This window comes from Paenibacillus ottowii (genome assembly GCF_006874425.1).
Classification (GTDB): domain Bacteria; phylum Bacillota; class Bacilli; order Paenibacillales; family Paenibacillaceae; genus Paenibacillus; species Paenibacillus ottowii.
This window is the reverse complement of the sequence record NZ_VIJZ01000003.1, coordinates 342,651-367,115: the sequence shown is the minus strand read 5'-3', so window position 1 is coordinate 367,115 and position 24,465 is coordinate 342,651. Positions and strand designations below refer to the sequence as shown.

Annotated in this window: 23 protein-coding genes; 18 read left to right on the top strand and 5 right to left on the bottom strand. The window is 47.2% G+C overall.

Annotated elements, in window-relative coordinates:
* Nucleotides 1-123: 123 nt before the first annotated feature.
* From FKV70_RS08650 to FKV70_RS08625, 6 genes are all read left to right on the top strand, one after another.
* Nucleotides 124-852 (top strand): ABC transporter ATP-binding protein, encoded by a 729-nt coding sequence (locus tag FKV70_RS08650; RefSeq protein ID WP_142612561.1) that lies wholly within the window; start codon nucleotides 124-126, stop codon nucleotides 850-852.
* Nucleotides 849-1,649 carry an ABC transporter permease gene (locus tag FKV70_RS08645; protein ID WP_142612560.1) on the top strand — a complete coding sequence of 267 codons (801 nt, stop codon included), beginning with the start codon at nucleotides 849-851 and terminating at the stop codon, nucleotides 1,647-1,649. Before FKV70_RS08650 ends, FKV70_RS08645 begins: the two co-directional genes overlap by 4 nt.
* Nucleotides 1,650-1,661: 12 nt before the next feature.
* Nucleotides 1,662-2,429, top strand: a complete 768-nt coding sequence (locus FKV70_RS08640; RefSeq protein ID WP_142612559.1) for an ABC transporter permease — start codon at nucleotides 1,662-1,664, stop codon at nucleotides 2,427-2,429.
* 186 nt (nucleotides 2,430-2,615) lie between these two features.
* Nucleotides 2,616-3,848 carry an ABC transporter substrate-binding protein gene (locus FKV70_RS08635; protein ID WP_142612558.1) on the top strand — a complete coding sequence of 411 codons (1,233 nt, stop codon included), beginning with the start codon at nucleotides 2,616-2,618 and terminating at the stop codon, nucleotides 3,846-3,848.
* Nucleotides 3,849-3,864: 16 nt separating this feature from the next.
* The gene (locus FKV70_RS08630; protein ID WP_142612557.1) at nucleotides 3,865-4,731 is read left to right on the top strand and encodes a carbohydrate ABC transporter permease; all 867 of its coding nucleotides are present in this window, start codon (nucleotides 3,865-3,867) and stop codon (nucleotides 4,729-4,731) included.
* Nucleotides 4,731-5,555 (top strand): carbohydrate ABC transporter permease, encoded by an 825-nt coding sequence (locus FKV70_RS08625; protein ID WP_063207158.1) that lies wholly within the window; start codon nucleotides 4,731-4,733, stop codon nucleotides 5,553-5,555. Before FKV70_RS08630 ends, FKV70_RS08625 begins: the two co-directional genes overlap by 1 nt.
* Before the next feature lie 111 nt (nucleotides 5,556-5,666).
* Here FKV70_RS08625 and FKV70_RS08620 read toward each other — a convergent pair whose 3' ends face one another.
* The 3 genes from FKV70_RS08620 to FKV70_RS08610 all read right to left on the bottom strand — a co-directional run bounded on the left by FKV70_RS08620 (nucleotide 5,667) and on the right by FKV70_RS08610 (nucleotide 9,168).
* Nucleotides 5,667-7,352 carry a DUF4179 domain-containing protein gene (locus FKV70_RS08620; RefSeq protein ID WP_142612556.1) on the bottom strand — a complete coding sequence of 562 codons (1,686 nt, stop codon included), beginning with the start codon at nucleotides 7,350-7,352 and terminating at the stop codon, nucleotides 5,667-5,669.
* Nucleotides 7,321-7,872, bottom strand: coding sequence for an RNA polymerase sigma factor (locus FKV70_RS08615; RefSeq protein ID WP_142612555.1), 552 nt, complete (start codon nucleotides 7,870-7,872; stop codon nucleotides 7,321-7,323). Before FKV70_RS08615 ends, FKV70_RS08620 begins: the two co-directional genes overlap by 32 nt.
* 288 nt (nucleotides 7,873-8,160) lie before the next feature.
* Complete coding sequence (locus tag FKV70_RS08610) at nucleotides 8,161-9,168, bottom strand: acrylyl-CoA reductase family protein (protein WP_142612554.1); 1,008 nt, start codon at nucleotides 9,166-9,168, stop codon at nucleotides 8,161-8,163.
* 355 nt (nucleotides 9,169-9,523) lie between these two features.
* Between FKV70_RS08610 and FKV70_RS08605 the strand changes: the two genes are divergently transcribed.
* Complete coding sequence (locus FKV70_RS08605; protein WP_064797670.1) at nucleotides 9,524-10,933, top strand: MATE family efflux transporter; 1,410 nt, start codon at nucleotides 9,524-9,526, stop codon at nucleotides 10,931-10,933.
* A 292-nt stretch (nucleotides 10,934-11,225) separates the two neighbouring features.
* A complete protein-coding gene (locus FKV70_RS08600) occupies nucleotides 11,226-12,239 on the top strand; it encodes a LacI family DNA-binding transcriptional regulator (protein WP_063207143.1) in 1,014 nt (337 codons plus the stop codon).
* Between the two features lie 180 nt (nucleotides 12,240-12,419).
* Here the strand turns inward: FKV70_RS08600 and FKV70_RS08595 are convergent, their stop codons facing one another.
* Nucleotides 12,420-13,376 carry a sugar kinase gene (locus FKV70_RS08595; RefSeq protein ID WP_142612553.1) on the bottom strand — a complete coding sequence of 319 codons (957 nt, stop codon included), beginning with the start codon at nucleotides 13,374-13,376 and terminating at the stop codon, nucleotides 12,420-12,422.
* Nucleotides 13,377-13,716: 340 nt separating this feature from the next.
* Here FKV70_RS08595 and kduI point away from each other — a divergent pair, with 340 nt between their 5' ends.
* The 8 genes from kduI to FKV70_RS08555 all read left to right on the top strand — a co-directional run bounded on the left by kduI (nucleotide 13,717) and on the right by FKV70_RS08555 (nucleotide 21,718).
* Complete coding sequence (kduI, locus tag FKV70_RS08590; protein ID WP_142612552.1) at nucleotides 13,717-14,547, top strand: 5-dehydro-4-deoxy-D-glucuronate isomerase; 831 nt, start codon at nucleotides 13,717-13,719, stop codon at nucleotides 14,545-14,547.
* 79 nt (nucleotides 14,548-14,626) lie between these two features.
* Nucleotides 14,627-15,271, top strand: a complete 645-nt coding sequence (locus FKV70_RS08585; RefSeq protein WP_063207133.1) for a bifunctional 2-keto-4-hydroxyglutarate aldolase/2-keto-3-deoxy-6-phosphogluconate aldolase — start codon at nucleotides 14,627-14,629, stop codon at nucleotides 15,269-15,271.
* A gap of 48 nt (nucleotides 15,272-15,319) precedes the next feature.
* Complete coding sequence (kduD, locus tag FKV70_RS08580; RefSeq protein ID WP_013373613.1) at nucleotides 15,320-16,096, top strand: 2-dehydro-3-deoxy-D-gluconate 5-dehydrogenase KduD; 777 nt, start codon at nucleotides 15,320-15,322, stop codon at nucleotides 16,094-16,096.
* A 248-nt stretch (nucleotides 16,097-16,344) separates the two neighbouring features.
* On the top strand, nucleotides 16,345-17,583 hold the full coding sequence (locus FKV70_RS08575; RefSeq protein ID WP_063207130.1) for a CynX/NimT family MFS transporter: 1,239 nt from the start codon (nucleotides 16,345-16,347) through the stop codon (nucleotides 17,581-17,583).
* On the top strand, nucleotides 17,564-18,715 hold the full coding sequence (locus FKV70_RS08570) for a winged helix-turn-helix domain-containing protein (protein WP_142612551.1): 1,152 nt from the start codon (nucleotides 17,564-17,566) through the stop codon (nucleotides 18,713-18,715). Before FKV70_RS08575 ends, FKV70_RS08570 begins: the two co-directional genes overlap by 20 nt.
* Nucleotides 18,716-18,807: 92 nt before the next feature.
* On the top strand, nucleotides 18,808-20,169 hold the full coding sequence (locus FKV70_RS08565) for an MFS transporter (RefSeq protein ID WP_142612550.1): 1,362 nt from the start codon (nucleotides 18,808-18,810) through the stop codon (nucleotides 20,167-20,169).
* A 58-nt stretch (nucleotides 20,170-20,227) separates the two neighbouring features.
* Complete coding sequence (locus FKV70_RS08560; RefSeq protein ID WP_142612549.1) at nucleotides 20,228-20,815, top strand: GNAT family N-acetyltransferase; 588 nt, start codon at nucleotides 20,228-20,230, stop codon at nucleotides 20,813-20,815.
* Between the two features lie 93 nt (nucleotides 20,816-20,908).
* Nucleotides 20,909-21,718, top strand: a complete 810-nt coding sequence (locus FKV70_RS08555; protein WP_280115065.1) for a cation:proton antiporter domain-containing protein — start codon at nucleotides 20,909-20,911, stop codon at nucleotides 21,716-21,718.
* Between the two features lie 113 nt (nucleotides 21,719-21,831).
* Here the strand turns inward: FKV70_RS08555 and FKV70_RS08550 are convergent, their stop codons facing one another.
* Complete coding sequence (locus FKV70_RS08550) at nucleotides 21,832-22,467, bottom strand: NAD(P)-dependent oxidoreductase (RefSeq protein ID WP_142612548.1); 636 nt, start codon at nucleotides 22,465-22,467, stop codon at nucleotides 21,832-21,834.
* 248 nt (nucleotides 22,468-22,715) lie between these two features.
* On the opposite strand from FKV70_RS08550, the gene FKV70_RS08545 reads away from it, so the two are divergent.
* Both FKV70_RS08545 and FKV70_RS08540 read left to right on the top strand, forming a co-directional pair.
* Nucleotides 22,716-23,669: an alpha/beta hydrolase gene (locus FKV70_RS08545; RefSeq protein WP_142612547.1), complete on the top strand. Its 954-nt coding sequence runs from the start codon at nucleotides 22,716-22,718 to the stop codon at nucleotides 23,667-23,669.
* A 205-nt stretch (nucleotides 23,670-23,874) separates the two neighbouring features.
* A complete protein-coding gene (locus FKV70_RS08540) occupies nucleotides 23,875-24,432 on the top strand; it encodes a glycerol-3-phosphate responsive antiterminator (protein WP_142612546.1) in 558 nt (185 codons plus the stop codon).
* Nucleotides 24,433-24,465 lie beyond the last annotated feature (33 nt).

Genomic DNA, 24,465 nt, shown 5'->3' with positions numbered 1-24,465 from the left:
AATTTGTTTACATTTCGCAACTTGTGATATTTTCTACTTTATGCAAGCGATATTAATCATTATTAAATAGACTTTATACTTATTCGTAATCATACCTATCAATCATGGGATGGAGGAAACGATATGTCGGACTTCTTACTGGAGGTCAATCAGGTAACAAAAAAAATGGGGAAAAGACATTTACTGAATGACATTTCATTCAAGCTTCAGAAAGGGAAGATTTATGGATTCATCGGACCCAATGGAGCGGGCAAAACAACGATGATGCGTATTATGACTGGATTAATGCAGCCGACCAGCGGCTCTGTACAGATAGCTTCATATGATGTACGCACGGATCGGGAAAAGGCACTGTCCAAGGTGGGGGCCATTATTGAATCGCCAGTCTTTTTTGATTATATGACAGGCAGGCAGGTTCTGCGTAATTTGTCACGATTGCACCCTGAAATTGCATCCTCAGATCGGGAGGCACATATCGAGGAATTGCTTACAAAGGTGAGATTAGAAACGCGGGGCGACGACAAGGTAAAAACCTATTCGCTTGGGATGAAGCAAAGACTAGGTATTGCACAGTCCATGCTGGGTTCTCCTGAGCTTTTGTTGCTGGATGAACCGTCTAATGGTCTTGATCCCATGGGGATGAGAGAATTGCGAGATATTGTGCTTGCTTTGCGTGATTCTGCGAATTATGCCTTTTTCATCTCCAGTCATCTGCTGGACGAATTGCAACAGATGTGCGATGAACTTATCGTGATTAAAGAGGGCAGGCTAGTTTGGCAGGGACCTGCTGATCATCTGTTAAAGGAAGGCCAACGTCTGGAGGAAGCCTTTATGGGGTTAATGGGACTATGAAGCGATTGATACAAAGTGAATTTGAACGATTGTGGAAGCGGAAGTGGTTCTGGCTTATGGTTTTATGTACACCTGTGCTAGCCTACTCGACAGGATTATATTATTTGCGTACTCGGAATGTCCCAATAGAGGTGCTACACCAGAATTTTATACTCACCAGTCTGCAGGAGAATTTATATTTATTTTGCAACAGTGCTGTGGCTGCTTTAGCTGCTGCTGTGTTTACTGAGGAATTTCAAAGTGGACGGCTGCGGCTATTATTTATGCGTCGGTTTACTCGCGGTCAGATTTTTTGGAGTAAGCTGCTAGTTCTGAATAGTTCTATCTTGTTTCTTCTCCTTGTATTTGCGATTTCATCACAAGTAATCGCTGAGATATGGAGATATTCATATCATTTAAGTGACGCGAGTCTATCCATATTACAGCGACTGCAAATACTTGAATACTACGGTTGGGCGCTTGCTTCTCTATTAGCTATAAGTTCCTTGTATTGCTTTTTTGCTATGTATAGCAAGAGTGTTACATATGCTATCGGTATTTGCATGGTATACAATTTGGCTTCTCTGTTATTTGATCCGCTGTATCTAAAATTGGCATCCTTTGTTTCTCATATTCCATACCTATATGATGTGGTCGCATTTATGATTATTCCATATCTGCAGCATACGGGATTGAATAATTCTTTAATCGGAAGTTTATCTGTGAATGGGGCCATCATTACCGTTGTAAGTGTATATCTTGTTTTGTTTACATGGGGTGCATATCGCCGCTTTGTAGCCAATGATTATTTGTGTTAGGGGGATTGCTTGATGCTGGGAATCTGGCACAGTGAAATGGAACGAATTTGGAAGCGGAAGTCCACTTGTTCGTTGTACGTAGCCTATATTTTAATAATTGTAGCGATTATATGGAGCTATAAAATGACGGGAACAAAGATCTTCCGTTTTGGCGAAGGAAGCATGCTCGTCAATAATTTAAACCTGCCATGGCTAATGATGAGTGAGGTTGCTTTATTTCTAACTTTGGCGATGTTACCTATCCTATATGTGGATCAGTTGAGTGGTGATCTTTATTCAGGGGCGTATAGGCTTTACATGTTGCGTCCGTATCGTCGTTTATGGTTCTGGCTTGCCAAGATGCTCGCACTATCGATCACAACAGTCATTTTCGTTGGGACAGGTTTGTTTATAAGTGTGCTTGCAGGATGGTTTCTTTTCCCGCATAGCGCTACTTTCTTGAAATATGGTGCATCAACACCTTCTACCTTGTCTGATGCCATAACCTACATACTCACATTTTATCTTATACTGCTTATGGTGTGCTTGGTGAAGCTCATGTTGAGCAGCGCTGTATGCTTATTTGTATCTCGACCCCTGTTTGCTTATCTATCAATTCTGGTTTTATCTGTATACCTCTTTAAATTGTCTAGACCGCTTATTATGTTAATGGACCCGTTTCGCGAAATATTGCTTGCTCTAAGGATTGACAACTCATTTGAATTTTGGATGTGTACAGGGGGAATGTTGGTCGTGTGCATTATTATTAGTTGTGTACGGTGGCAAAAACGAGTTTTTTAATATAAATTTTATAGTTGGTACTATACAAATAGAAAAGATCCAAGCAACCATTCGGAGGTTAGCTGGATCTTTTTTTTATACGGACGTTGAGGGTTGAAATACGGTGTATCGTTTCTTTTCTGCAAGGGACGGGTATTAATTGTCTAGTCCCGCATAGATTGACATAGTAGAAAAGGAGGTATAAGCATGTGGAATGGGATCAAAAGGCTATCTACAGTAGCGGCAATCCTGGTGCTAGCAATTATTGTAAGCGCATGCAATAAAAGTGACGATTCAGGCAAAGTGCAAATTGAGTTTTTTCAAAATAAGCCGGAAGCCAAGGGTTCATTTGACAAGCTGATTGCACAATTCAATCGGGAGCATCCTGGTATTGAAGTGACACAGGTTAATCCGCCAGAGGCTGAGACGGTGTTATTGACCCGGGTGGTCAAAAACGATGTACCTGACATTGTGGGGCTTGGGGCGACCGATACTTACTCCATTTTGGCGCAGAGCGGTATTTTTGCGGATCTAGCGAATACGGAATTACCACGTACAGTAGACCCGATTTATCTCAAAATGCTTAAGGATGTGACCGGAGTCGATCCTGTGTATGGAATTCCTTATGCTGCGAATGCGAACGGTGTGATGTATAACAAAACACTTTTTAAGGAAATGGGATTACAGGTGCCCAAAACGTGGGATGAATTGATCGCAATGGCGCAAAAGATCAAGGCTGCCGGCAAAATCCCGTTTTATTTTACATATAAAGATGATTGGCAAACGAATCTCCCTCTTAATGCCCTGGGTCCGAACTTGGTGGGTATTGATTTTTTTCTGCAACGGCGTGAGAATCAGGTCACTTTTCAGGATAAGTACCACGAGGTTGCGGAAAAGCAGCTGGAGCTGCTGAAATACGGACATAGTGATAATTTTGGCAAAAACTATGCTGACGGTAACCGTGCTTTCGCTAACGGGCAGGCACTGATGTACATTCAGGGCTCGTGGGCTATATCTGAAATTCGCAAAGCCAACCCGAAAGTGGATCTCGGATTTTTCCCGTTACCCACGGGGAATGACGCAAAGGCGGTCAAGCTGGTGTCTGGTATAGACACGCTTTTAGCCGTTTCAGAAAGCACCCCGCATAAAAAGGAGGCTGAAGAGTTTATTGCCTTCCTATTGAAGCCAGAGAACAGCAAGCAATACATTACGGAGCAAACGTTGTTTTCAGCAGTGAAGGGGGTCACGCAGGATGACCCGAGTGTGGCAGAGCTGCTGCCGTATTTTAAGTCAGGCCGTGTCATTGATTTCGCCGATCACTATATTCCCAAAGCGGTCCAATTGAATTCTATTGTGCAGGCCTTCCTGCAAAACGGAGACATCGACGCCTATCTGACCAAGCTCGACCGGGAATGGAACAAGGTAGCTAACCGCCGATAGGAGAGGAGGATGAGACATGAATAAGCGACTAACGACTTTTTACTGGATGACGGTGCCGGCAGTGCTATTGTTTTTTCTGTTTTTAACCTTGCCTGCCCTGCAGGGATTGTATTATTCGCTTACCAATTGGAATGGATTCGGCCATCAGTATGACTTTGTCGGATTTAAGAACTACATTAATTTGTTTCAGGATGACAATGTGGGTAACGCATACTGGTTTACTTTCAAATTTGCGATTGTGGTTACCATTGCGATTAATATTCTCAGCTTGCTGATAGCCATGGGGCTAAACGTTAAAATACGTTTTCGCAATTTTTTTCGCGGAATTTATTTCTTGCCTAATATATTGAGTGTGTTGATCGTAGGTTACATATTTAATTACCTGTTCTCGAACGTGTTTACGATTTGGGGACAGAATTTGGGCATCGGTTCATTATCGACAAACATCCTGGGAAGTGAGCAGTTAGCTTGGGTGGGGGTGGTCATCGTAGCCGTATGGCAGGGCATTGCCTTTAATACGATTCTTTATCTGGCAGGGCTGCAAACGATCCCGACCAGTCTGTATGAGGCGTCCAATCTGGACGGTGCAGGTAAATGGCGTGAATTCTGGAGCATTACCTTTCCGTTGATTGCTCCGTTTTTTACGATCAATATGGTATTGGCGATGAAAAATTCCCTGATGGTATTCGATCAGATCGTGGCTTTGACGAACGGTGGACCGGGTCGGGCCACGCAGTCGATTTCCCATCTGATATACACTGGAGGCTTTAGAGGCGGGGAATTTGCCTATCAATCGGCTAACTCAGTGATTTACTTTATTGTGATCGCGATCATTTCCATCTTACAGCTGCGATTCCTCCAGAGAAGGGAGATGGATAACTGATGAAAACAAGCAGACGTACTAACTGGCCTGTGCTGATTCTGGTTGCGCTGGGGACAATATTTATCCTGTTTCCCCTTTATATGACGGTGACGATTGCACTTAAAAGTCCTGAGCAGATGGCGCATTCCGCCTTTGCCTTTCCAACGGAGCTGCATTGGGAGAATTTTAGTCGTGCAGTGGAAATGACCCATTTCTTCAGCGCTTTTCGGAACAGTGTGATGGTGACGACCTCGACGGTCGTACTCACTTTGCTCACCAATTCCATGGTTGCTTACGCCATTGCCCGCAATATGCAGCGGCGTTTCTTCAAGGGGTTATATTTTTACTTTGTGAGCGCTATGTTTATTCCGTTTCCGATCATCATGCTGCCGATTGTGAAGCTGGCCTCGGGACTTCATATGACCAATCTGGTGGGCCTCATTGTGCTGCATACGGTATATGGCTTGGCGTTTAATGTCTTCGTGTATGTGGGTTATATTCGCTCCATTCCGGTAGCCTTGGAAGAGGCGGCCACGGTAGATGGTGCGACGACATGGGGGACATTTTGGCGCATTATATTCCCGCTGATGGCGCCGATTAGTGCTACGGTGGGGATTCTCACTTGTCTGTCCACATATAATGACTTTTTGCTGCCGCTCATTATTATTAGCGATGCGGAGCAATATACATTGCCGCTCGTTCAGTATGTATTTCAGGGGCAGTTCAATACCGACTTTAATCTGGCCTTTGCCTCGTACCTGATGGCTTTGCTGCCAATGATTATTGTCTACCTGATTGCACAAAAATGGATTATCAATGGTGTTACGCAAGGCTCTGTAAAGTAAGGTGGGGATATCACAGCTTCGCCGCAGACAGGGGTTCATTAGACCAATAAAAAGGGGTTCCCTATACCGTTAATCACACAGGTATAGAGAACCTTCTTTTTATAGCTTTGTCTATTTGGATGTTTTGCTATTGTTAGTCAAAGGCTGCAAGGGTACGGTCGTCTCGGCTTTCGGGTCGTCTGTTGTATAGTAGAACATATAAATAGAAGCTTCCTTTTCCTTGAAGTTTTTGTAGACATCCACTGCTTTGTTATTGCCATCTCCGGCAAAGTTGGCTGTGATCGGCTTGCCAATCATTCGTTCCTTCCCCAGACCAATATGTGTCTGGTTGATCCCCCCAAAGTGAGCATCCTCGCTTTCAGTTTCCACAAATAAGTCCGATCCTTGCTTGTAGTAGGTCCACTTTACAGGATAGCCCCCGATTTGCGTCGTTAGTGTCTGCTTTTGCTCTGAAATATCAGTTAAATGCTGAGGTGTTTTGTCATCCGAATGGGTCGTGACCTTGTATTTGCCGGTAAAAGTAATGGGAGTATCCCGGTTAATCACAATGTTGGCCGGCCGTTCAAAACGGATCGTATTCAGATCGTGGTCCTGATCAGGTGAAGACCAGCGATTACCCTCTAATATTGTGCCATTCACAGAAAGAAAATACTTTTGATAAGGTAACATGGCGAATTTCTTTTCACTTCTGATCGTGACACGGATTTGTGTCGGTGTAACAATCATTTGTTCCAGCATAAAATTCGGGTTGCCATTCTCTAATGGAGTATTCAGCACACTTTTTATTGTACCGCTCTCCATTTTCTTCTTGCTTAACTGTAAGTCAAAGTTTAGGGGCTCATGTGTACTTTTCTCCGTTTGTGCATATTGCAGCTTGAAACTGGTCTGCCCTTTTGGTATATCGCCTTTAGTAAAATACTGCTGAGCCGTGTATTCTCCGTTCTCACCCGGTGTACCAAAAGTCCCTCCAGATTGAGGCTTCACAGGCTTCCCATCTTTGTAGGCGATAATTTGCGGATTATCCCATTCCTTTGGTATAGACGAATCAAAAGTAATCGCTGATGCCAACATCAGTTTATCTTTTCCTTGCTCGAACACCTGTATCTTCATATCTTGTAAGCCGTTACGATCCAGCTTGAAAGTTTGTTTTTGAGGCGATGTGATATCGAGCGGCAAATCCAGTTCTTGAACGCTGGTGAGCTCCATATGATCTACGGTCAGCCGCACGTTCTCTGTTTCTTGCTGCGGTGTCCAATCACTTTCAAAGTAGCCGTTATAGCGTTGGTTTTTCTCATCCCATTGCTGGAAGCTATACTCTCCTGCGCTACTTTTTCCCGCAGCATTTTTAAGTGATACACCTTTAACATTCCAAAACTCGTTGTCTGCGCGTTTTCCGACCTCCAGACTGTACAGAATCACGGTCCGGTTCTCATCGACAATAGCGGTATGCAACGTCAGCTTTATTCCGTCTTTGGTGACAGACTGTTCCAACGGTTGCCCCAGGTTTTGAGCTAACGCCGTCTCAATTCCACTTCTTCCGTACAGCAGATTGCCCCAGTTATAATGGATGGCGGCATAGACGGGAACGGCAACGAGAAGTGCACTTAGCGAGGCGGCGATAGCTACTTTCCGCCAATTTCTATGCCGGTGTGGAGTAAATGAATCGGAAACGTCGGTTAGCGTTGGAACTGTATGTCCTGCCTGTTCCATCCGATTCCACATCTCATCAAAGTTAGGATAAGCCAATGCAGAATCGTCATTTAACTTACGCTTCAATGCCTTTTCTACGTTGTTCATAGTTCTCTCCTTCCATCGTGGGAATCTGTGCGCCAGCCTCCCGCAGTATTTGCTCCATTAACTTTAGCCCTTTGTGTGTCCTGGATTTGACGGTTCCCAGCGGAATTTCCAGCAACTTGGATATTTCCGCCAGTGTGAAATCGTGCATATAGCGAAGTGTCAGCACAGCGCGGATTTTGGCCGGAAGGCGGTTCATATAAACCGCCCATTCCTCCGCCGACTCGCGATCCTCCACCTGCCTGTCCACAGGCTTATTTTCTGTCCCAGTAAAAAGATGAGGATTGGCCGATACTTTCAAATGCAGGCTTTTTTGGCGTTTAAGATGGTTCAGACAATGATTGACCGTGATTTTCATAATCCAGGCTTTCAGTTGCTCGATGTGCTCACGATTGCTACGAAACAGGATGATAAACACTTCCTGCGTTAAATCCTCTGCATCCGAGGTGTTATGGACCATGTAGTAGCAGGTTCGGTATACATCCCGTTGATACAGATCAAACAGTTCCCGATTACTCTCCAAGGATGGCTCTCCTTTCTCGTGCAGTTTACCTATATAACAACTGGAGTCTCCAAAAGGTTCATTCGGATGTGAAAAAGAGATGGCTCGCATCTGAGTGTATTTCACTTTCTCTCCAATGTATCACACGTAAAAAAGAAGCGTATCACACAAAAAAAGAAGCCTGTAAATCTCATAACTACAGATTTACAGGCTTCTTATAGGTTTTATTGCTAGATCGTTAGACCCTACGGAATGAACACTTCTTTTTGCAAAAAAACGACAACGGATAGCTTGCGGACAACCTTCCGCTCAATCAGCCAGCCGTACAATCGTTCTACCCTGCGAACGGGCGGCGAGGATGTCTTCGAGCGCGCTTGGCAGATCAGCCAAGCCGATTTCGCGCTCAACGAGCCGCTCCAGCTGTTCCGGCTTCCAATCACTGCCAAGGTGCTTCCAAATCGCTGCGCGGGTGTCATAGGGGCAGAAGACAGAGTCTATGCCCAGCAGATTTACGCCGCGCAAAATAAACGGCAGCACTGTCGTAGGCAGCTTGGTGCCTGCCGTCAGGCCGCTCACGGCAACCGAGCCATTGTAGGCGATCTGGCTGAGCAGCGAAGCGAGCGGCTTTCCGCCTACAGGGTCAACAGCCGCTTGCCACAGCTGCTTGCCTAGCGGACGGATGCTTTCGGTACCGTCGTAAACCTCCTCACGCGAAATAACCTCGGCTGCCCCAAGCGCCTTGAGGTAATCATGCGATTCGGCCTTGCCGCTACTGGCCACGACATGATAGCCCCGCTTGTGCAGCAAAGCAATGGCTGCACCGCCTACACCACCCGTCGCACCGGTGACGAGTACTTTGCCCTTATCCGGCGCAACGCCGTTTTGCTCCAGCCGATATAACGACAGGGCTGCGGTGAATCCGGCTGTCCCGAAAATCATCGCCTCTCTCAGCGTGAGTCCGTCTGGAAGCGGAACTACCCAGTCCGCAGGCACCCGAGCATATTGGCTGAATCCTCCGAATTGAGACACACCCAGCCCGTAGCCAGTAACGAGCACCGCTTGTCCTTCGCTAAAGCGGCTATCCTCGGATGAAACAACGGTTCCCGAGCAATCTATGCCGGGTACGAATGGATAGGCTTTGACAATATTGCCATCCTTGCGGGCGGCAAGCCCGTCTTTATAATTGATGCTGGAATAAGCGACACGAATCAATACCTCTCCAGCAGGCAAACTGGCAGCTTCCAAAGAACGTACCTCTGCTTGAACTTCATCGTCCTGTGTCTGATCGACGACAAGGGCTTGAAATGACTGAGTCATCTATAAAAGCCTCCTTTATTACCGTTTAAGCCTATGAATGGCCTATATGTTCCATTTCTAATTTACAAATTATGCTTAGAAAGCATACAACAATCTGCACAGCCTGTCAGCGGCAATGCTCACAAGCTCGTATCCTATTATAACCTTAAGCTCATCAAGACATCGAGCGGACCGATTATGGCTATATTCTTGCAACAACTTGTTTCAATAAAGTTCGATAATCAAATATAAAGAAGGTGATAAATGAATTCTTACGTATTTTTCAAATCATTTTACGTAAACGGGATGTATTTTCAGAATGACTGTGCTAACATACCCTTTGATCATTAAATATTCTATGAAGAAAGGTGAATGAATGACAACTAGAGCACTAAAAAAGGGTTCGGTATTGTCCGAAGCCAAGGAACTGAATTTGTTCCGTTTGACATGGCCTATTTTCCTTGAATTGTTCCTGTTTATGTTAATGGGAAGCGTCGATACATTCATGCTCAGCTCTGTATCGGATAATGCAGTGTCGGGTGTGGGCGCATCCAATCAAATTATTTCAATTGCCATCCTTGTACTGGAGGTTATCGGCAACGGCGCTGCTATCGTCGTAGCTCAATATATCGGTTCTAAGAAACTAGTCGAAGCGGCCCAGGTGACGGGTACGGCCATTACTTTGAATTTAATGGTAGGTCTTTTGCTTAGCGTAACTTTTCTTGTGTTCGGTACTCATATGTTGCAATGGCTGAATGTCCAGGGGGATATTCTGACTTACGCAGAATCCTATATGAGTATCGTCGGGGGGGCCATTTTCCTTCAGGCATTGATTAACTCGCTGGCGGCGACTATTCGTACGCACGGCTTTACCAAAGAAACGATGTATGTATCGGTTTTTATGAACGTGATCCACGTGGTCGGCAACTATGTTTTGATTTTGGGGCATTGGGGCATGCCTGCACTTGGTGTAGAAGGTGCTGCTATTTCTACAGTCGGTAGCCGCTTTATTTGTCTCTTAATTTTCTTCTGGCTGATGTACCGGGTCACTGAGGTGCGTGTCGAGTGGAAATATTACGTTCACTTGTCCAAAAAGTTCATTTCCAAAATATTGCGCATCGGTGTACCATCCGCACTGGAGTCTATTATGTATCAGTCATGTCAGCTCATATTCACACTGTACGTGACTTATCTGGGTGCAGAAGCGATGGCAACACGCCAGTATGCGAATAATATTTCGAGCTATATCTACTTGTTCAGTATGGCCGTCGGTATGGGAACGGCTATCGTAGTGGGAAGGCTCGTGGGAGCCAGAGAGAAGGATACGGCTTATAAACGTGTATTGAACAGTGTGAAATGGGCGCTACTCGTGACTGTGATTATTGATGCGGTGGTTATCTTTTTCCGTGTTCCCTTGCTCGGTTTGTTTACGGAGAACCCTGAAATTATTCGTTTGGGTGCGCAGGTTATTTTACTTAGCATTCTGCTGGAAACTGGACGGACGACGAATATCGTCATCATTAACTCATTGCGTGCTGCTGGAGATGCCAAGTTCCCGGTCTATATGGGGTTGATCTCCATGGTCTGTATGAGCTTGCCTCTCGGCTATCTGCTGGTGTTCAAGCTGGATATGGGACTCGCTGGCGTGTGGCTGGCGATTGCTGCTGATGAGTGGACTCGTGCTGTCATCATGTATGCCCGCTGGAGAAGTCGGTTATGGGAAAAGCATTCACTGGTCGAGCACGATACACCAGATCAGTCTGCAACGCCTGTTCCGGCACACTAACCCAAGCAGTTATTTAGCGTTGCGTTAGCTGGAACCTGGCCTTTCGATAGAGTTATATACGTGGAGGCAGTTCAAGAGAACATCTTGAGCTGCCTCTTTTTGCTGCATAGAGAAGAAATAGTAGAAAATCAAAAATGATATATGGAAAACGGAATAGGCGGAAATGTTGCTGTACAAGTAAGCTCGAAACATATCATAATGGCATTCATAAATAGAAGTGTGGTAAATTTACTAAAAAAAAGATATACTTTTGTTGCACTAACGCAGTACATGAAAGACAAGGAGTGTACCGATGAAGAAGCCGACGATTGAAGATGTTGCCCAGAGGGCGGGAGTGTCTAAAAGCACGGTCTCGCAATTTCTGAACAAACGATATAAATATATGAGTGACCAGACCAAAGACCGGATTGCGGAGGTTATTCAAGAGTTGAACTATCAGCCTAACGGGCTGGCCCGCAGCTTGAAGCAAAACCGGACATTTATGGTGGGAGTTATTGTAGCCAACATTGACTATACGCTGTCGATCCAATCTATCCGTGCGATTGAGGAGGAATTGCAGCGCTTTGGCATTCAGGTGATCATTTGCAACGCCGATGAAAATCCTGATAAGGAAAGCCAGTATATTGAGATGCTCAAGGCCCGTCAAGTGGACGGCTTGATCATCTTCCCGACAGGCAAGCATGCAGACATTTACAACCAACTCATTCGTGAGAAATATCCATTGGTGTTTTTGGACCGTTTGGTGGACGGTGTCAATACGCGCAGTCTGCTGCTGGATAACGAAATGGCGGTTAAGCTGGCGATTCAGGAGCTTGTGGCTCACAAGCATGAGCGAATTGCGCTGATTACCTTGCCCCTTGGCCTGAATCGGATTACTCCCCGAGTGGAGCGGCTCAGCGGATACAAGAAGGCGCTGGAGGAGCATGGCTTGCCTTCTCGTGATGAATATATGCACAGTGTACCGAGAGAAGAAATCCAGCAGACGCTGAAAGAACTGTTTCAACTGCCAGAGCCGCCGACTGCGCTGTTGGCCGGAAATGATATTGTGTTGGCTGAGGTGTTGAAGTATGTGAATGCCCGCCGCATTCGTATTCCGGCAGAGCTGTCCGTTATCGGGATTGACGACGCGGAATTTGCCCATATTTATAATCCGCCGATTACGACCATTACACAACCGATTGCGGATATGGGGAGGCAGGCGGCAAAAACGCTGCTGTCCAGCATTGAAGAAGGCGGCGAGTCAGTGCCGATTATTTACCGATTTGTGCCGGATATCCATCGCGGAGAATCCATCAAAACGCTGTAGACGGCATTCTGACATCTATTATAAAAAAAGCCCGTATTCCATTGTGCGATCTGAGTATGCGTATGCTGCTCAGGTACACAAATGCGAACACGGGCTATTGGAAGTTAAGGCTGACATTGAATTCGGCCTTGTTGACTTTGCGCTAATAGCGGTAAAGGTTATGCGGGGAATAAACCCGGTCTAATTCGTGCTGGCGCTGAGCAAAAAGGATTCCAGTTCGGCTCGTGTCGGATAGCCGTCCATATCTCCGGCTGACATGACAGCCAGCGCACCAAGTGCATTCCCGCGCTTGACCGCTTCAGCCAGGGGTAAGCCCTCCAGCAGCGCACTAATCACACCTGCGGCAAAGCCGTCGCCTGCGCCGACGGTATCTACGACATGATCAACCCGGAAACGCTTGACATACCCCTCCGCATCTGCGGATTTGTAATAGGCGCCTTCGGTTCCCAGCTTGATGATCACCAGCGAGGTGCCGCGATCGAGGTAGAACGAAGCGATATCTTCAGGCGAAGTATAGCCTGTTAATATTTTACCTTCATGGATGCCTGGCAGCAGCCAGTCACAACCCTCGGACGCTTCGTTAATTGCCTTCACCATCGTTTGCGTGTCAGCCCATAATTTAGGTCTGAGGTTAGGATCAAAGGATACGGTTTTGTCTGCCTTTTTCATAAACTGCTTTGCATGGCGGGCGAAGTCGCGGCATTCAGGGGAAAGTGCGACAGAAATACCTGTAAAGTGCAAGTGGCGAGCCTCGGCAAAGTAAGCTTCGTTAAAATCAGCGATGCTCAGTGTGGAAGCGGCGGAATGCTTGCGAAAATATTCGACCTCAGGATCGCCGCTGGTAACTTTAGACTTAATCAGCATCCCGGTAGAGCGGTCTTTGGTAAACATGACATTTTGAGTGTCGATCTTCTCCTGACGCAGTGCATCGGCAATGAACCTGCCGAATGTATCCTCCCCGAGTTTGGTCACGAGTCCTGCTCTTAGTCCCAAACGCGACAAACCAGCCGAAACATTCGTCTCCGCCCCAGCCAGCGCTTTGGTAAATGAACGCACCTCATCCAGAGAGCCTGCTTCATTGGCGTAAAACATGGCCATAGGTTCTCCAAAGGTAACAGCATCCAATGTTGCGGTCATTTGAATTCCTCCTTATGTTTAGTAAACTAAATCTGTAAGCGTATGCACCGCCTGAATAAAATGAAATTATCACATAAATCGGTTTTTCACAATGAGTAAGTTGATATATTTGCTAAAAACTTTTTGGATAAAATAGATAAAAAAATATGTCCTTGTTTATCAAAAGGTAAAAAACATGTAAAAAATCGCGAATATTAAGGCTTTTCCTAGGAATGATGAAGTTTTGGGTTGACACCATCTTAGATAATTATTACAATTCTAGCTAAGAAGTAGAGTTAGAAACCGCTTTTATAATGATTCCGTTGATAAAAAAATTTATCTAAACAGGAGGAATGTTTTTATGGAAATGCGTTATTCAACTCATCCCGAACATGCCAAGCATTTTACAACTGAAGAGTTGCGTCAGCACTATCTGATCCAGGAGCTTTTTGTACCTGAGGAAGTAAAGCTGGTCTATACGCATGAAGATCGTGTTATTATCGGGGGCATTCATCCCGTGAATAAATCTGTTGCACTGGAAGGCAGCGATCAAATCAAAGCGGAAACTTTCTTGGAGCGTCGTGAACTGGGTGTTTTTAATGTCGGCGGCAGCGGTACGGTCAAGGTGGATGGTGAAACTTACGAGCTGGCCATAAAAGACTGCCTCTACGTAGGTAAAGGTGCCAAGGAGTTGATCTTTGAAAGCGATTCCAGTGGAAAGCCGGCGAAATTTTATATCGTTTCAGCCTTGGCCCATACCACGTACCCGACGACAAAGCAGTCTTTTGCTGATGTGCCGTCTGAAAGTCTGGGTTCGCAAGAAACAGCCAATAACCGTATGTTACGCCGCTTTATCCATGATGAAGGCATTCAAAGCTGCCAATTGGTTATGGGTATGACCACACTAGAGAACGGCAGTGTGTGGAACTCCATGCCGACCCATGTTCATGACCGTCGCATGGAAGTGTATTTCTACTTTGAGCTGGATGAAAACGCGAGAATGTTCCACCTAATGGGTGAGCCGAACGAAACGCGCCATCTGGTCATGAAAAATGATGAAGCCGTTATTTCTCCGCCTTGGTCTATCCATTGCGGTGCGGCTACAGGCAGCTATACCTTCATTTGGGGCATGGCCGGTGAAAATAAAACATATAAAGACATGGATCAGGTAGCCATGAGCGAGCTGCGTTAATCCGGTTTTTGCATTGGAGCGTAGACCTGCAAGCGGCTGAGGAACCATGGCCATCCCATTCGTGGAAAGGATCAGGAACATGACGAAAAAGAAAGTTTTGGAACATATCACTTCGGTTGGTGTTGTTGCAGTCATTCGGGGAAACACGGCAGAGGAAGCGTATCAAATGTCCAAAGCCTGTATTGAAGGCGGCTTGGATAATATTGAGCTTACGTTCACGACACCGGATGCGGATCAGGTCATTCGAAGATTGAAAGACGAATTTAAGGACCGGGCAGTTATTGGTGCAGGAACTGTACTGGAGTCACTGACGGCGAGAATTGCTATTCTGGCCGGAGCAGAGTTTGTCGTGAGTCCTGCTTTTGAAGAGGAAACAGCGAAGCTATGCAATTTGTACGCGATTCCTTATATGCCAGGCTGTATGACGCTGAACGAGATCAAGGAAGCCATGAAATTGGGTAGTGATGTCGTGAAGCTGTTCCCGGGCAATACGATGGGTGCGGACTTTGTTAAGGCTGTTAGAGGGCCAATGCCTCACGTACAGATTATGCCAACCGGTGGCGTTGATCTGGACAATATGGAAACCTGGCTGCGTAACGGATGTGTGGCCGTGGGAATTGGAGGCAATTTGACGGCTCCAGCCAAGGAAGGTCGCTACGACTTGATCACAGAAAATGCAGCCCGTTATGTAGCTAAATATAAAGAAGTACGTGCAGCGTTGTAGGCTTCAGAAAATATAGGTTTTATACTAATGTGTGATGGAGGCGTAGGCATGGGTCTGGACCATTTTTCATTGGATTTTTTCAGTCTCAAAGGTAAAACAGCGATTGTAACAGGAGGCAACACTGGTTTGGGTCAAGGATACTCCGTAGCTTTGGCCAAAGCAGGCGCAAACCTGTTCATTGTAGCTAACAATGATGATTATGAAGAAACAAGACGTCTGCTGGAGCCGACGGGTGTGAAGTTTGCCTTTCACCAAGCCGACCTAACTGAAAAAGCATCCCTTAAAAAGCTTGTAGAAGAGTGCATCAAGGAATTTGGCAAAATTGATATCCTTGTCAATAATGCGGGTACGATTCGCCGCGCTCCTCTGCTGGAGTATAAAGACGAAGATTGGGACGCTGTTATGGAAATCAACCTGAATGCTGTATACCATTTGAGCCAAGAAGTGGCGAAGATAATGGTAGAGCAAAAAAGCGGGAAGATTATCAATGTCGCTTCTATGCTTGCTTTCCAGGGCGGCAAGTTCGTTCCGCCTTATACAGCAAGCAAGCATGCAGTAGCTGGCTTGACCAAGGCATTCGCAAACGAGCTGGCGGTTCATAACATTCAGATTAACGCGATTGCTCCTGGTTACATTGCTACGGCGAATACCGCTCCAATTCGTGCGGATGAAAACCGCAATCAAGAAATCTTGTCGCGTATTCCTGCGGGTCGTTGGGGCGATCCGTCTGATCTGATGGGGGTTGTTGTTTTCCTCGCCAGTCAGGGTTCGGACTACATGAACGGTCATATCTTGGCGGTGGATGGCGGCTGGCTGGTACGTTAAGCAGCGCTGACCACATATAAGTCATGGACTGAAAGCTGCCTCAAAAGGAATTCGTCCTTTTAGGCAGTTTTTTTGCATGATGAAGCGTTAAGCTGTACATGAAGATTTGGGATGCCATGTCGATTCCGTCCTATGCATATGGCACGAATGCCTTTATAATTTAATGAGATAAAAAATTGCCTAGGCTCCAGCCGTTACACTTGGTTGGAGCCTTTGAGCATAACACAGATAGATTGGAGAATGGAGAGATGAGTTCACAGCAACACCAACGAGCCTTGCTATACAAATCTTTGTGGCATGCCGGTCCTTGGCTGCTAGCCGTAGGGATCATCCTGGTAGGTGCCAATCTGCGCGCCTCGATTACTTCGGTAGGACCTCTTATCGGTTTGATTAAGGATTCTTTGCATATTTCAAATACACTAAGTGGTCTGTTAACGACATTACCGCTGCTTGCTTTTGCACTGTTGTCGCCTTTTGTAGCCCAACTGTCGCGCCGCTTCGGGTCGCCGCTTGTTATTTTTGCAGCCTTGCTGCTGTTGACCGCAGGTATTGTGGTGCGCTCGACGTTGGGGGTGACTGCATTATTTGTCGGGACTGCGATGCTGGGACTGGCTATTGCTGTGTGCAATGTTTTGCTGCCCAGCTTGATCAAAGAAGAGTTCCCTCGCAATAGCGGCCTGATGACCGGCGTATATTCCGTATCCATGAATGTGGTCGCTGCAACAGCATCCGGTCTGAGTATACCGCTGGCTCTGAATGGAGGAATGGGCTGGCGTGGTGCTTTAGGGATCTGGGCGATTATTGGCGTCGTAGGTATTTTACTCTGGGTGCCCCAGCTTCTTAAGGTGCGCCGAACAGCTAATCAAGCGGTAGTATCCGCCCGAACGGTGAATGTGTATAAATCGTCTTTGGCATGGAAGGTGACGCTGTTCATGGGGCTGCAATCTGCTCTCTTCTATGTTCCTGCTGCCTGGTTTCCCGAAATGATGAGCGGACAGGGAATGGATTCAGAGACTGCGGGATGGATGCTGTCTGTGCTGCAATTTTCACAAATGCCATTTACTTTTATTGTTCCTATTTGGGCGGCGCGAGTGAAGGATCAGCGGCTATTGGTTCTGATTATGGCAGTGCTCTATTTTATCGGTCTGGGTGGATTTCTGCTCGGGGCTACACAGTGGAGTGTGGTTTGGGTTATTTGTATTGGAATAGCAGGTGGTTTTGCTTTCCCGCTAGTCATGATGTTCTTTAATTTGCGGACCCGGACACCGCAGCAGGCCGCAGAACTGTCAGGTATGGCGCAATCCTTTGGTTATTTGCTGGCAGCGACAGGACCGACACTATTCGGTTATTTGCATGATGCGACACAGGGCTGGACAATTCCGCTGCTTTTACTCTTGTGCCTGAGTGTGCTGCTTATGTTTATAGGCCTGGGTGCAGCCAAGAAACGATATGTCGGAGGCGAGGTGGATGATCAGGCTGCAATTTGATGCAGATGGCTATAGCGTGGTCTATAATGCAGATCGTGTTATGTTGTTGGCTAAAGAGTTTGCGTTGCTGCGCTTCCTATACGATAACCGGAATCAGGTGTTCACCCGGGAACAACTGCTGGATCGTGTGTGGCCGCTGGAATATCCAGTGGAGCGTACCGTGGATGATCATATCTACAGATTGCGCAAAAAACTTAAGGCATGGACTGGACTTCGTATTCATACGGTTAGAGGGTATGGCTACAGCTTGACCCTGACTGACATACAACCACGGAATCATCCTTCTTTGCACGATCAGGAAGTGCAGGACGCCGTTCATGGACTTTTCCGAAAGTATCACCTGTTGGGGCAGGGAGATTCCATCGTAGCACTAGCTGAACAGCAGGAACAGCTGGGTTTCCAAATGTCGGCCTATTATCAAATGTATATCCGTTTTGTGCAGGCGGATGTGTCTTGGTTTTTAAAGCGAGAGGATTTTGCACCCGCAGACCGTTTGTATTGGATGCTGCTGCTATATACAGGCACAGCAGCGGTTACGGATCACGGGTTAGCCCTTTGTGAACGTGCGTTCACCAGCGGATTGCTGTCCAGTGACCAAGAGCGGGAATTGCGCATCCTCAATATTCTGGAGGCTTATGTGGAACATGGACAACCAGAACGCGCACAGGAAGGCCTGCCATTGACCTTCATGATCATGGAGCGGGATGATCTCGATAAATTTGTGATGCCGGTTGCGCTGATGGAGATGTACATGCATCTGGTTGCCAATCATATGGAAAAGGTTGCTGAACTGTCTGATCGTCTGGAAGGCATGCTGTCGGTGGCTCCGTATTTGCGCGAACTGGGCCGTTATCGCATGCTGCGTGGACTTATGCTGTTGCGTACTGGAGATGTGGACAACGCTGAGCGGCTCATGGATGAGGGACTGGGCACTCTTGATATGGCGAAACAGGAACTGCTAAAAATCAAAGCGGTTAGTCAAATTCGCAGTTTCTTGAAGCTTTGCGGCCCATATCCCATGCTGGAAGAGAAGTATGCGGCTCAATACGATCAGCTTGACCGGGACAATTGTTTGACACTGCATCGTTCGGCGCTAAAGCGCTGGCTGGAGCAGATCCTTTCTGTGGCCTGACTTTTTTTAGCTGTCTGATTTTCCTCTGATAAAGACCCGCTAGAATGTTCTTATTGCTAATGAAGCAGAAAATGAGAGCAGGGTGAATAGAAATGAAGGAAGAGAAAGAGTTGCAATCCACGCCCAGTATTTGGCGTAATGGTCGTTTTCGGCGGATGTTTGCGGCCCATACGGCTGCTTCCTTTGGCGATTGGTTTGATGCTATCGCCATTCAGGTGCTGGTTGCTTACCGCTGGGAAGCCGACCCCATGCTGATTGCGCTGATTCCGGTAGTCATGGCCCTGCCGGGTCTGCTGCTCGGTTCTATTGCAGGTACGTTAGCCGACCGGGTACAGAAGGCGCGGCTGATGATCATCTGCGATGCAGCTATCGCCTTACTGACGCTGGCGATTCTCGCCGTCCCAGGTCCGGCGTGGCTGTTGCCTTTGCTCGGTTTGCGCGCAGCGGCTGGTGTATTCCAAATGCCGTCACAGCAAGGCTTGACCCGTACAGTAGTCGCCAGTAGCGACCTTTTCCGTGCAACCTCACTGAACGGACTGGTCAATCAGGCCTCCAAAGTCGCGGGGCCCTTGCTGGGCGCCATGACCTTGGCTGTGCTGTCCCCGCAAGCATGCATCATCTTGAATGCACTGCTGCGTCTCTGCTCCGGCCTGCTGCTCTTGCCGCTGCGTGGCATCGGTCCGGCGCTGGCCAGCCCGGACCAGCAAGCGCTTGCTGACGAGCAGCCAGGAAAGTCGGCATCGCTTACAGCGCATGAGGCTGATGATGCCAAGATGCAGGCAGAGCCTGCTCGCGCATCTCGTTTTATCAGCCAGTGGCGGGAAGGCTGGGCATTCCTCTGGCGCAGTCGAATGCTGTTGCACACGCTCATATTCGGACTGTTCGGCTTGATCGCCATTCTTATGATCGACTACCAGTTCCCTACGTTGCTGCGCGTGCTCGCCCCGGGCAACGAATCGCTGCTCGGTTGGCTGGTTTCAGCTATAGGTGCTGGCGCAGTCGGCTGTATGCTTGTGCTGAATCACCTGAATCGTGTAAGCGCAGGCTGGGGACTCGGCGGAGGGTATGTGCTGGTTGGCGGAGCGATTGCCGCTTTAGGCTGGGCGCAACCCGGGACAGGACTCCCCGTACTGCTTGCGATCGGGGCTATGCTAGGTGTGGGGAACGGGCTGTACATTATCACCCAGAATTACATATTACAAGCCAAAACCCCTGCTGATATGGTGGGACGTGTCTTCGGTATTCAAAGTACCGTCATTGGAGCGATCATGGTTATTTCGCCGCTTGCCGGGGGAGTATTGATCCGAATAGCAGGGGCGGGGACGGCTTTTGTCTGGATCGGCATGACCGTAGGAATCCTGGGCTTAGCAGGACTACTGCTTCAATCCGTAATTTGGCGGGAGTCTCTCGCTGATCCCATCCCTTCTGCTGAACAAAATGCCGACCTGGCGTAATCGTTTGCTTCCATTATAGAAATTTAAATTTTTATATTTTAGCATAGGAGTGATCGAGTTGACTCAAAATTCTTCGTCCGTAACGCCTGTGGCACGATTGCTTGAAGGATCACGGGTATACCTGCGTCCCATTAACGTGGAGGACACCGAGTTATACTACAATACATTGTTCCATCAGGAAGTACGGAGGCTGACGGGCACACAGCGAAGCTTTACCAAGGAGCAAATTGCCCGTTATATTGAAGCTAAAGGGCAGGATACCTCCAGCCTGCTGTTGCTCATTGCACTTCAGGAGGATGATCGTGTCATCGGCGATATTGCGCTGCAAGATATGGACAGCCTGAATCGCAGCGCCAACATCCGTATTGCGATCAATGAGCAAGGAAATCAGGGGAAAGGCTATGGCACCGAAGCGCTTGTACTCATGCTGGGCTATGGGTTCGGTGTTTGTAACCTGCATCGGATTGAGCTGAATGTATTTGATTTTAATGAACGAGCCATTCGCTGCTATGAAAAAGTAGGCTTTAAGCGTGAAGGTGTGCAGCGGGATGCTTTATTCTACAATCATCAATACCATGATTCCATTTTGATGAGCATGTTGGATCATGAATACTGTGCACGGTATGTAGAAAAAGCAGAAAGTTGACACCATACGTTTACATGGGCTTGCAGAAAAGATATAATTAAAAGATAAAATTACTTGTTTGTGCAAGTATGGCCGACAACATCAAATGAATAGATGAACTACCCGAGGAGCCTATCACCAAGGCTCCTTTATGTCTTTTTTAGGGGAACCTGTGCTATATTTCGGGTTCCCCTTTTTATTTGTGCGTTGTTCTTTTCAGGTCAGACACATATTTTGCCGTTGCTCTGTGGTTTTGGAGTTGGTGAAGCCTTTGGATTTGAAGGATGGTTTCTGGGGATTGTCTTGAGTGCTACTCCCGTAAGCATTACGGTGCAGGTGCTCAAGGATATGAACAAGCTGAATACTCGAGAAGGTTCGACCATTTTGGGCGCAGCCGTACTGGATGATGTGCTTGTCGTAGTGCTGCTTGCGGTAGTGATGAGTATATTCGGCATGGGTGGGCAAACCTCGCTGGGACTTCTTGTTGGCAAGAAGCTGATCTTCTTCGTGGTAGCTATTCTGGGTGGCTGGTTCGTTGTTCCATGGATTATGAAAATACTTGCCCCTCTCAAAGTGACAGAAGCTGTGATTACGGCTGCTTTGGTTATTTGCTTCGGTTTTGCGTATTTTGCAGATTTGATGGGTATGGCGGGTATTATCGGAGCTTTTGCTGCCGGGATTGCCATTTCGCAAACAAGCTTTAAGCAGGTTGTAGAAGAAAAGGTGGAGCCCATCGCCTATTCCATCTTTGTGCCTGTATTTTTTGTCAGCATTGGCTTAACCACCGGGTTGCAGACGGGTCTGCTGGTACAGCAGTATTTTACATCAGTTATCATTGCCGTTATTTTGACGACGTTGGCTGCACCTCCAGTTCTTAAGCTATGCTTTAGTGATCGGAAGACTGTAATTCAAGTTGAAAAGTAGAAGATTGGACGGACTAGACCTACAGTAAGACCCTTCAGGATCATTTTCCAAGCAGGATGGAAAGTGAACCAGAAGGGTCTTTTTATGTTGGAATGTTTGGTTCAGCTGCAGAATTAGGACTCGGATACGACAGTGAAGCGTTGATTCAGATGTTGTGGTTTTTCAATTTCGTCTACTACGGCAACAGCATAATCCTCATAGCTGACATAGCTTGCACCTTTGGAATTAACCAGCAGTGTGTCCTTGCCCACTTGGTAAGAGCCTGTACGTTTGCCGAGAGCGAATTCCGCGGAGGGACTAATGAACGTCCAGTTCAGGTCGCTGGTACCGCGTAGAATGTCCAGATTTTTTCCTTGGTTATGAGCCGTTGGATATACAAAATCAGGGAAACCAGGAGTATCCTTGACCAAGAGTGTCTGGGACTCATCCGTAAACAAGCTACCTGCACCACCTACGACAATCAGGCGAGTACCGGACACATGGCGGAGAGCCTCAATCAGTACATTACCTGCATCTACATGCAGATGCTCTTGTCCGAATGGAGCGGCAAAAGCATTAACAACAACGTCAAAACCCTTCAGATCATCTGTTTTCAGATCAAAAACGTCCTTTTGTACTACAGCAGCACGCTTGTCCGTTACTTTAGCCGGGTCACGCACGATGGCGGTGACTTCATGGCCTCTGTCTAATGCTTCTTTTGCGATGTTACTTCCCGCTTTACCGCCTGCACCAATAACTGCAATTTTCATAATAGTATATCCTCCTATAAATATGATTTAGAAATTCACTTCTTTAACTGCGTGTTCATCCTTGAACTTAAATATGTAACTATTATAGTTACAATATAAAATAAAAGTCAAGCTCTTCTGTTGGGCAAAATAAGGTCCTCCGATTGGAAAGAGAGGAACTCGTTTAAATATAAGGTGAACGCAATGAGTACATTTAAAGCATATTGGAACGATATAGAACGCAGATAAGAAAGGAAGAGTGAAACGATATGAGTAAAAAGGTACAGCTGGAGCCCGCAGCGCAAAAATTCGCAGACGATAATGCCAAGCCTCCGTTCTTGTATGATTTGGGACCTGAAAAAGGACGTGAAACGGTCAATGAGGTTCAATCCGGTCCAGCAGATAAACCTGCGGCAGACCTAGAGGATCTGTCGATTCCAGGTGGTCCTGGCGGTGAGGTGAAGGTTAGAATTGTTCGTCCGCAACAGGTGACAGGTGATCTCCCGGTCATCGTCTATATCCATGGAGCAGGCTGGGTATTCGGTAACGCTCATACGCATGACCGACTGATTCGTGAACTGGCGGTAGGCTCACAGGCAGCCGTTGTATTCCCGGAATACAGCTTGTCACCTGAAGCCAAATATCCGACGGCGATTGAGGAGATTTACGCGGTCGTTCAATGGGTAGCACAGCATGGGCGCGAGCATGGGCTGAAGCCCGACACGTTGACGATCGCCGGAGATAGTGTCGGTGGTAACATGACGGCAGCTGTCACTTTGCTGGCCAAAGAACGCAGTGGTCCTGCTATTCGGCAGCAGTTGTTATTCTATCCGGTGACGGATGCTTCTTTTGATACGGAATCATATCATGAGTTCGCCACAGGGTATTTCCTGAGCCGTGAAGGGATGCAATGGTTCTGGGATCAATATACGACGGATCCCAACGAACGAGCACAAATCACGGCGTCCCCGTTACGTGCCACTATGGACCAGCTCAAAGGGCTACCGCGTGCGCTGGTTATTACAGGCGAGGCCGATGTGCTGCGGGATGAAGGTGAAGCCTATGCGAACAAGCTGCGTGAAGCAGGGGTAGATGTGACCGCTGTACGCTTTCAGGGCATCATCCATGACTTTGTGATGCTCAACCCATTGTCGGAAACCGCAGCTAAGCGCGGTGCGATCATGCTGGCTACCTCGTGGCTGCGCCAAGGGTTTGAGGGCTAGTCTCGTATAAAACAATTCTAGGATCCCACCTTGTGATCTGATCGAGTCCTCTGACGGATAAGGCTGTCTTCTCCCGCAGATGCTAAAAGCAGGGAGAGCAGCCTTTATACATATCCCCATTGAAACCGCTTCACGTTCGTCGAACAGAGTGATAATATAAAATTTGAACGAGTTTCAAATGACATTCGGCCCAAGGGGGATATCCATGCCATTTCAGGGACAACGCATTTTACCTGCAGCTAAGCATATGAAGCAGTTGGAGGATATTTTGGACAGCTCTTATGAGTATGCTGTTTTTCTGGATACGCATGTAGCGCAACTGCGCAACCTGTATCAGATGGCAAGGAGCCGCAACAAGCAGATGCTTCTGCATGCCGACCTGGTGCAAGGTTTGAAAAATGACGAGTATGCCGCTGAGTATTTGTGTCAGGAGATTAAGCCATTTGGGATTATCTCAACCCGTTCCGGGGTGATTGCAACCGCTAAAAAAAAGGGAATTCTTGCTGTACAACGAGTGTTCCTGCTGGATACGATTGCGCTAGAAAAAAGCTACGCACTGGTGGAAAAAACGCGCCCTGATTATATTGAGGTGCTGCCCGGTGTTGTACCGCCGATGATCGCAGAGGTCAGTGAACGCACGGGGATTCCTATTTTGGCTGGTGGACTTATTCGTACCCCTGGGGATGTGGAGGCAGCGTTGGCAGCGGGTGCTGCAGCAGTTACGACCTCCAATAAACAACTGTTTGAGCACTATAAGCGATAATTTTTTTGAATCATGTGGGCTACCTACATAATA

Coding starts and splice junctions, on each gene's coding strand:
- FKV70_RS08650 (WP_142612561.1), top strand. CDS start 124: ATGTCGGACTTCTTACTGGAGGTCAATCAGGTAACAAAAAAAATGGGG.
- FKV70_RS08645 (WP_142612560.1), top strand. CDS start 849: ATGAAGCGATTGATACAAAGTGAATTTGAACGATTGTGGAAGCGGAAG.
- FKV70_RS08640 (WP_142612559.1), top strand. CDS start 1,662: ATGCTGGGAATCTGGCACAGTGAAATGGAACGAATTTGGAAGCGGAAG.
- FKV70_RS08635 (WP_142612558.1), top strand. CDS start 2,616: ATGTGGAATGGGATCAAAAGGCTATCTACAGTAGCGGCAATCCTGGTG.
- FKV70_RS08630 (WP_142612557.1), top strand. CDS start 3,865: ATGAATAAGCGACTAACGACTTTTTACTGGATGACGGTGCCGGCAGTG.
- FKV70_RS08625 (WP_063207158.1), top strand. CDS start 4,731: ATGAAAACAAGCAGACGTACTAACTGGCCTGTGCTGATTCTGGTTGCG.
- FKV70_RS08620 (WP_142612556.1), bottom strand. CDS start 7,352: ATGAACAACGTAGAAAAGGCATTGAAGCGTAAGTTAAATGACGATTCT.
- FKV70_RS08610 (WP_142612554.1), bottom strand. CDS start 9,168: ATGACTCAGTCATTTCAAGCCCTTGTCGTCGATCAGACACAGGACGAT.
- FKV70_RS08605 (WP_064797670.1), top strand. CDS start 9,524: ATGACAACTAGAGCACTAAAAAAGGGTTCGGTATTGTCCGAAGCCAAG.
- FKV70_RS08600 (WP_063207143.1), top strand. CDS start 11,226: ATGAAGAAGCCGACGATTGAAGATGTTGCCCAGAGGGCGGGAGTGTCT.
- FKV70_RS08595 (WP_142612553.1), bottom strand. CDS start 13,376: ATGACCGCAACATTGGATGCTGTTACCTTTGGAGAACCTATGGCCATG.
- kduI (WP_142612552.1), top strand. CDS start 13,717: ATGGAAATGCGTTATTCAACTCATCCCGAACATGCCAAGCATTTTACA.
- FKV70_RS08585 (WP_063207133.1), top strand. CDS start 14,627: ATGACGAAAAAGAAAGTTTTGGAACATATCACTTCGGTTGGTGTTGTT.
- kduD (WP_013373613.1), top strand. CDS start 15,320: ATGGGTCTGGACCATTTTTCATTGGATTTTTTCAGTCTCAAAGGTAAA.
- FKV70_RS08575 (WP_063207130.1), top strand. CDS start 16,345: ATGAGTTCACAGCAACACCAACGAGCCTTGCTATACAAATCTTTGTGG.
- FKV70_RS08570 (WP_142612551.1), top strand. CDS start 17,564: ATGATCAGGCTGCAATTTGATGCAGATGGCTATAGCGTGGTCTATAAT.
- FKV70_RS08565 (WP_142612550.1), top strand. CDS start 18,808: ATGAAGGAAGAGAAAGAGTTGCAATCCACGCCCAGTATTTGGCGTAAT.
- FKV70_RS08555 (WP_280115065.1), top strand. CDS start 20,909: ATGAACTACCCGAGGAGCCTATCACCAAGGCTCCTTTATGTCTTTTTT.
- FKV70_RS08550 (WP_142612548.1), bottom strand. CDS start 22,467: ATGAAAATTGCAGTTATTGGTGCAGGCGGTAAAGCGGGAAGTAACATC.
- FKV70_RS08545 (WP_142612547.1), top strand. CDS start 22,716: ATGAGTAAAAAGGTACAGCTGGAGCCCGCAGCGCAAAAATTCGCAGAC.
- FKV70_RS08540 (WP_142612546.1), top strand. CDS start 23,875: ATGCCATTTCAGGGACAACGCATTTTACCTGCAGCTAAGCATATGAAG.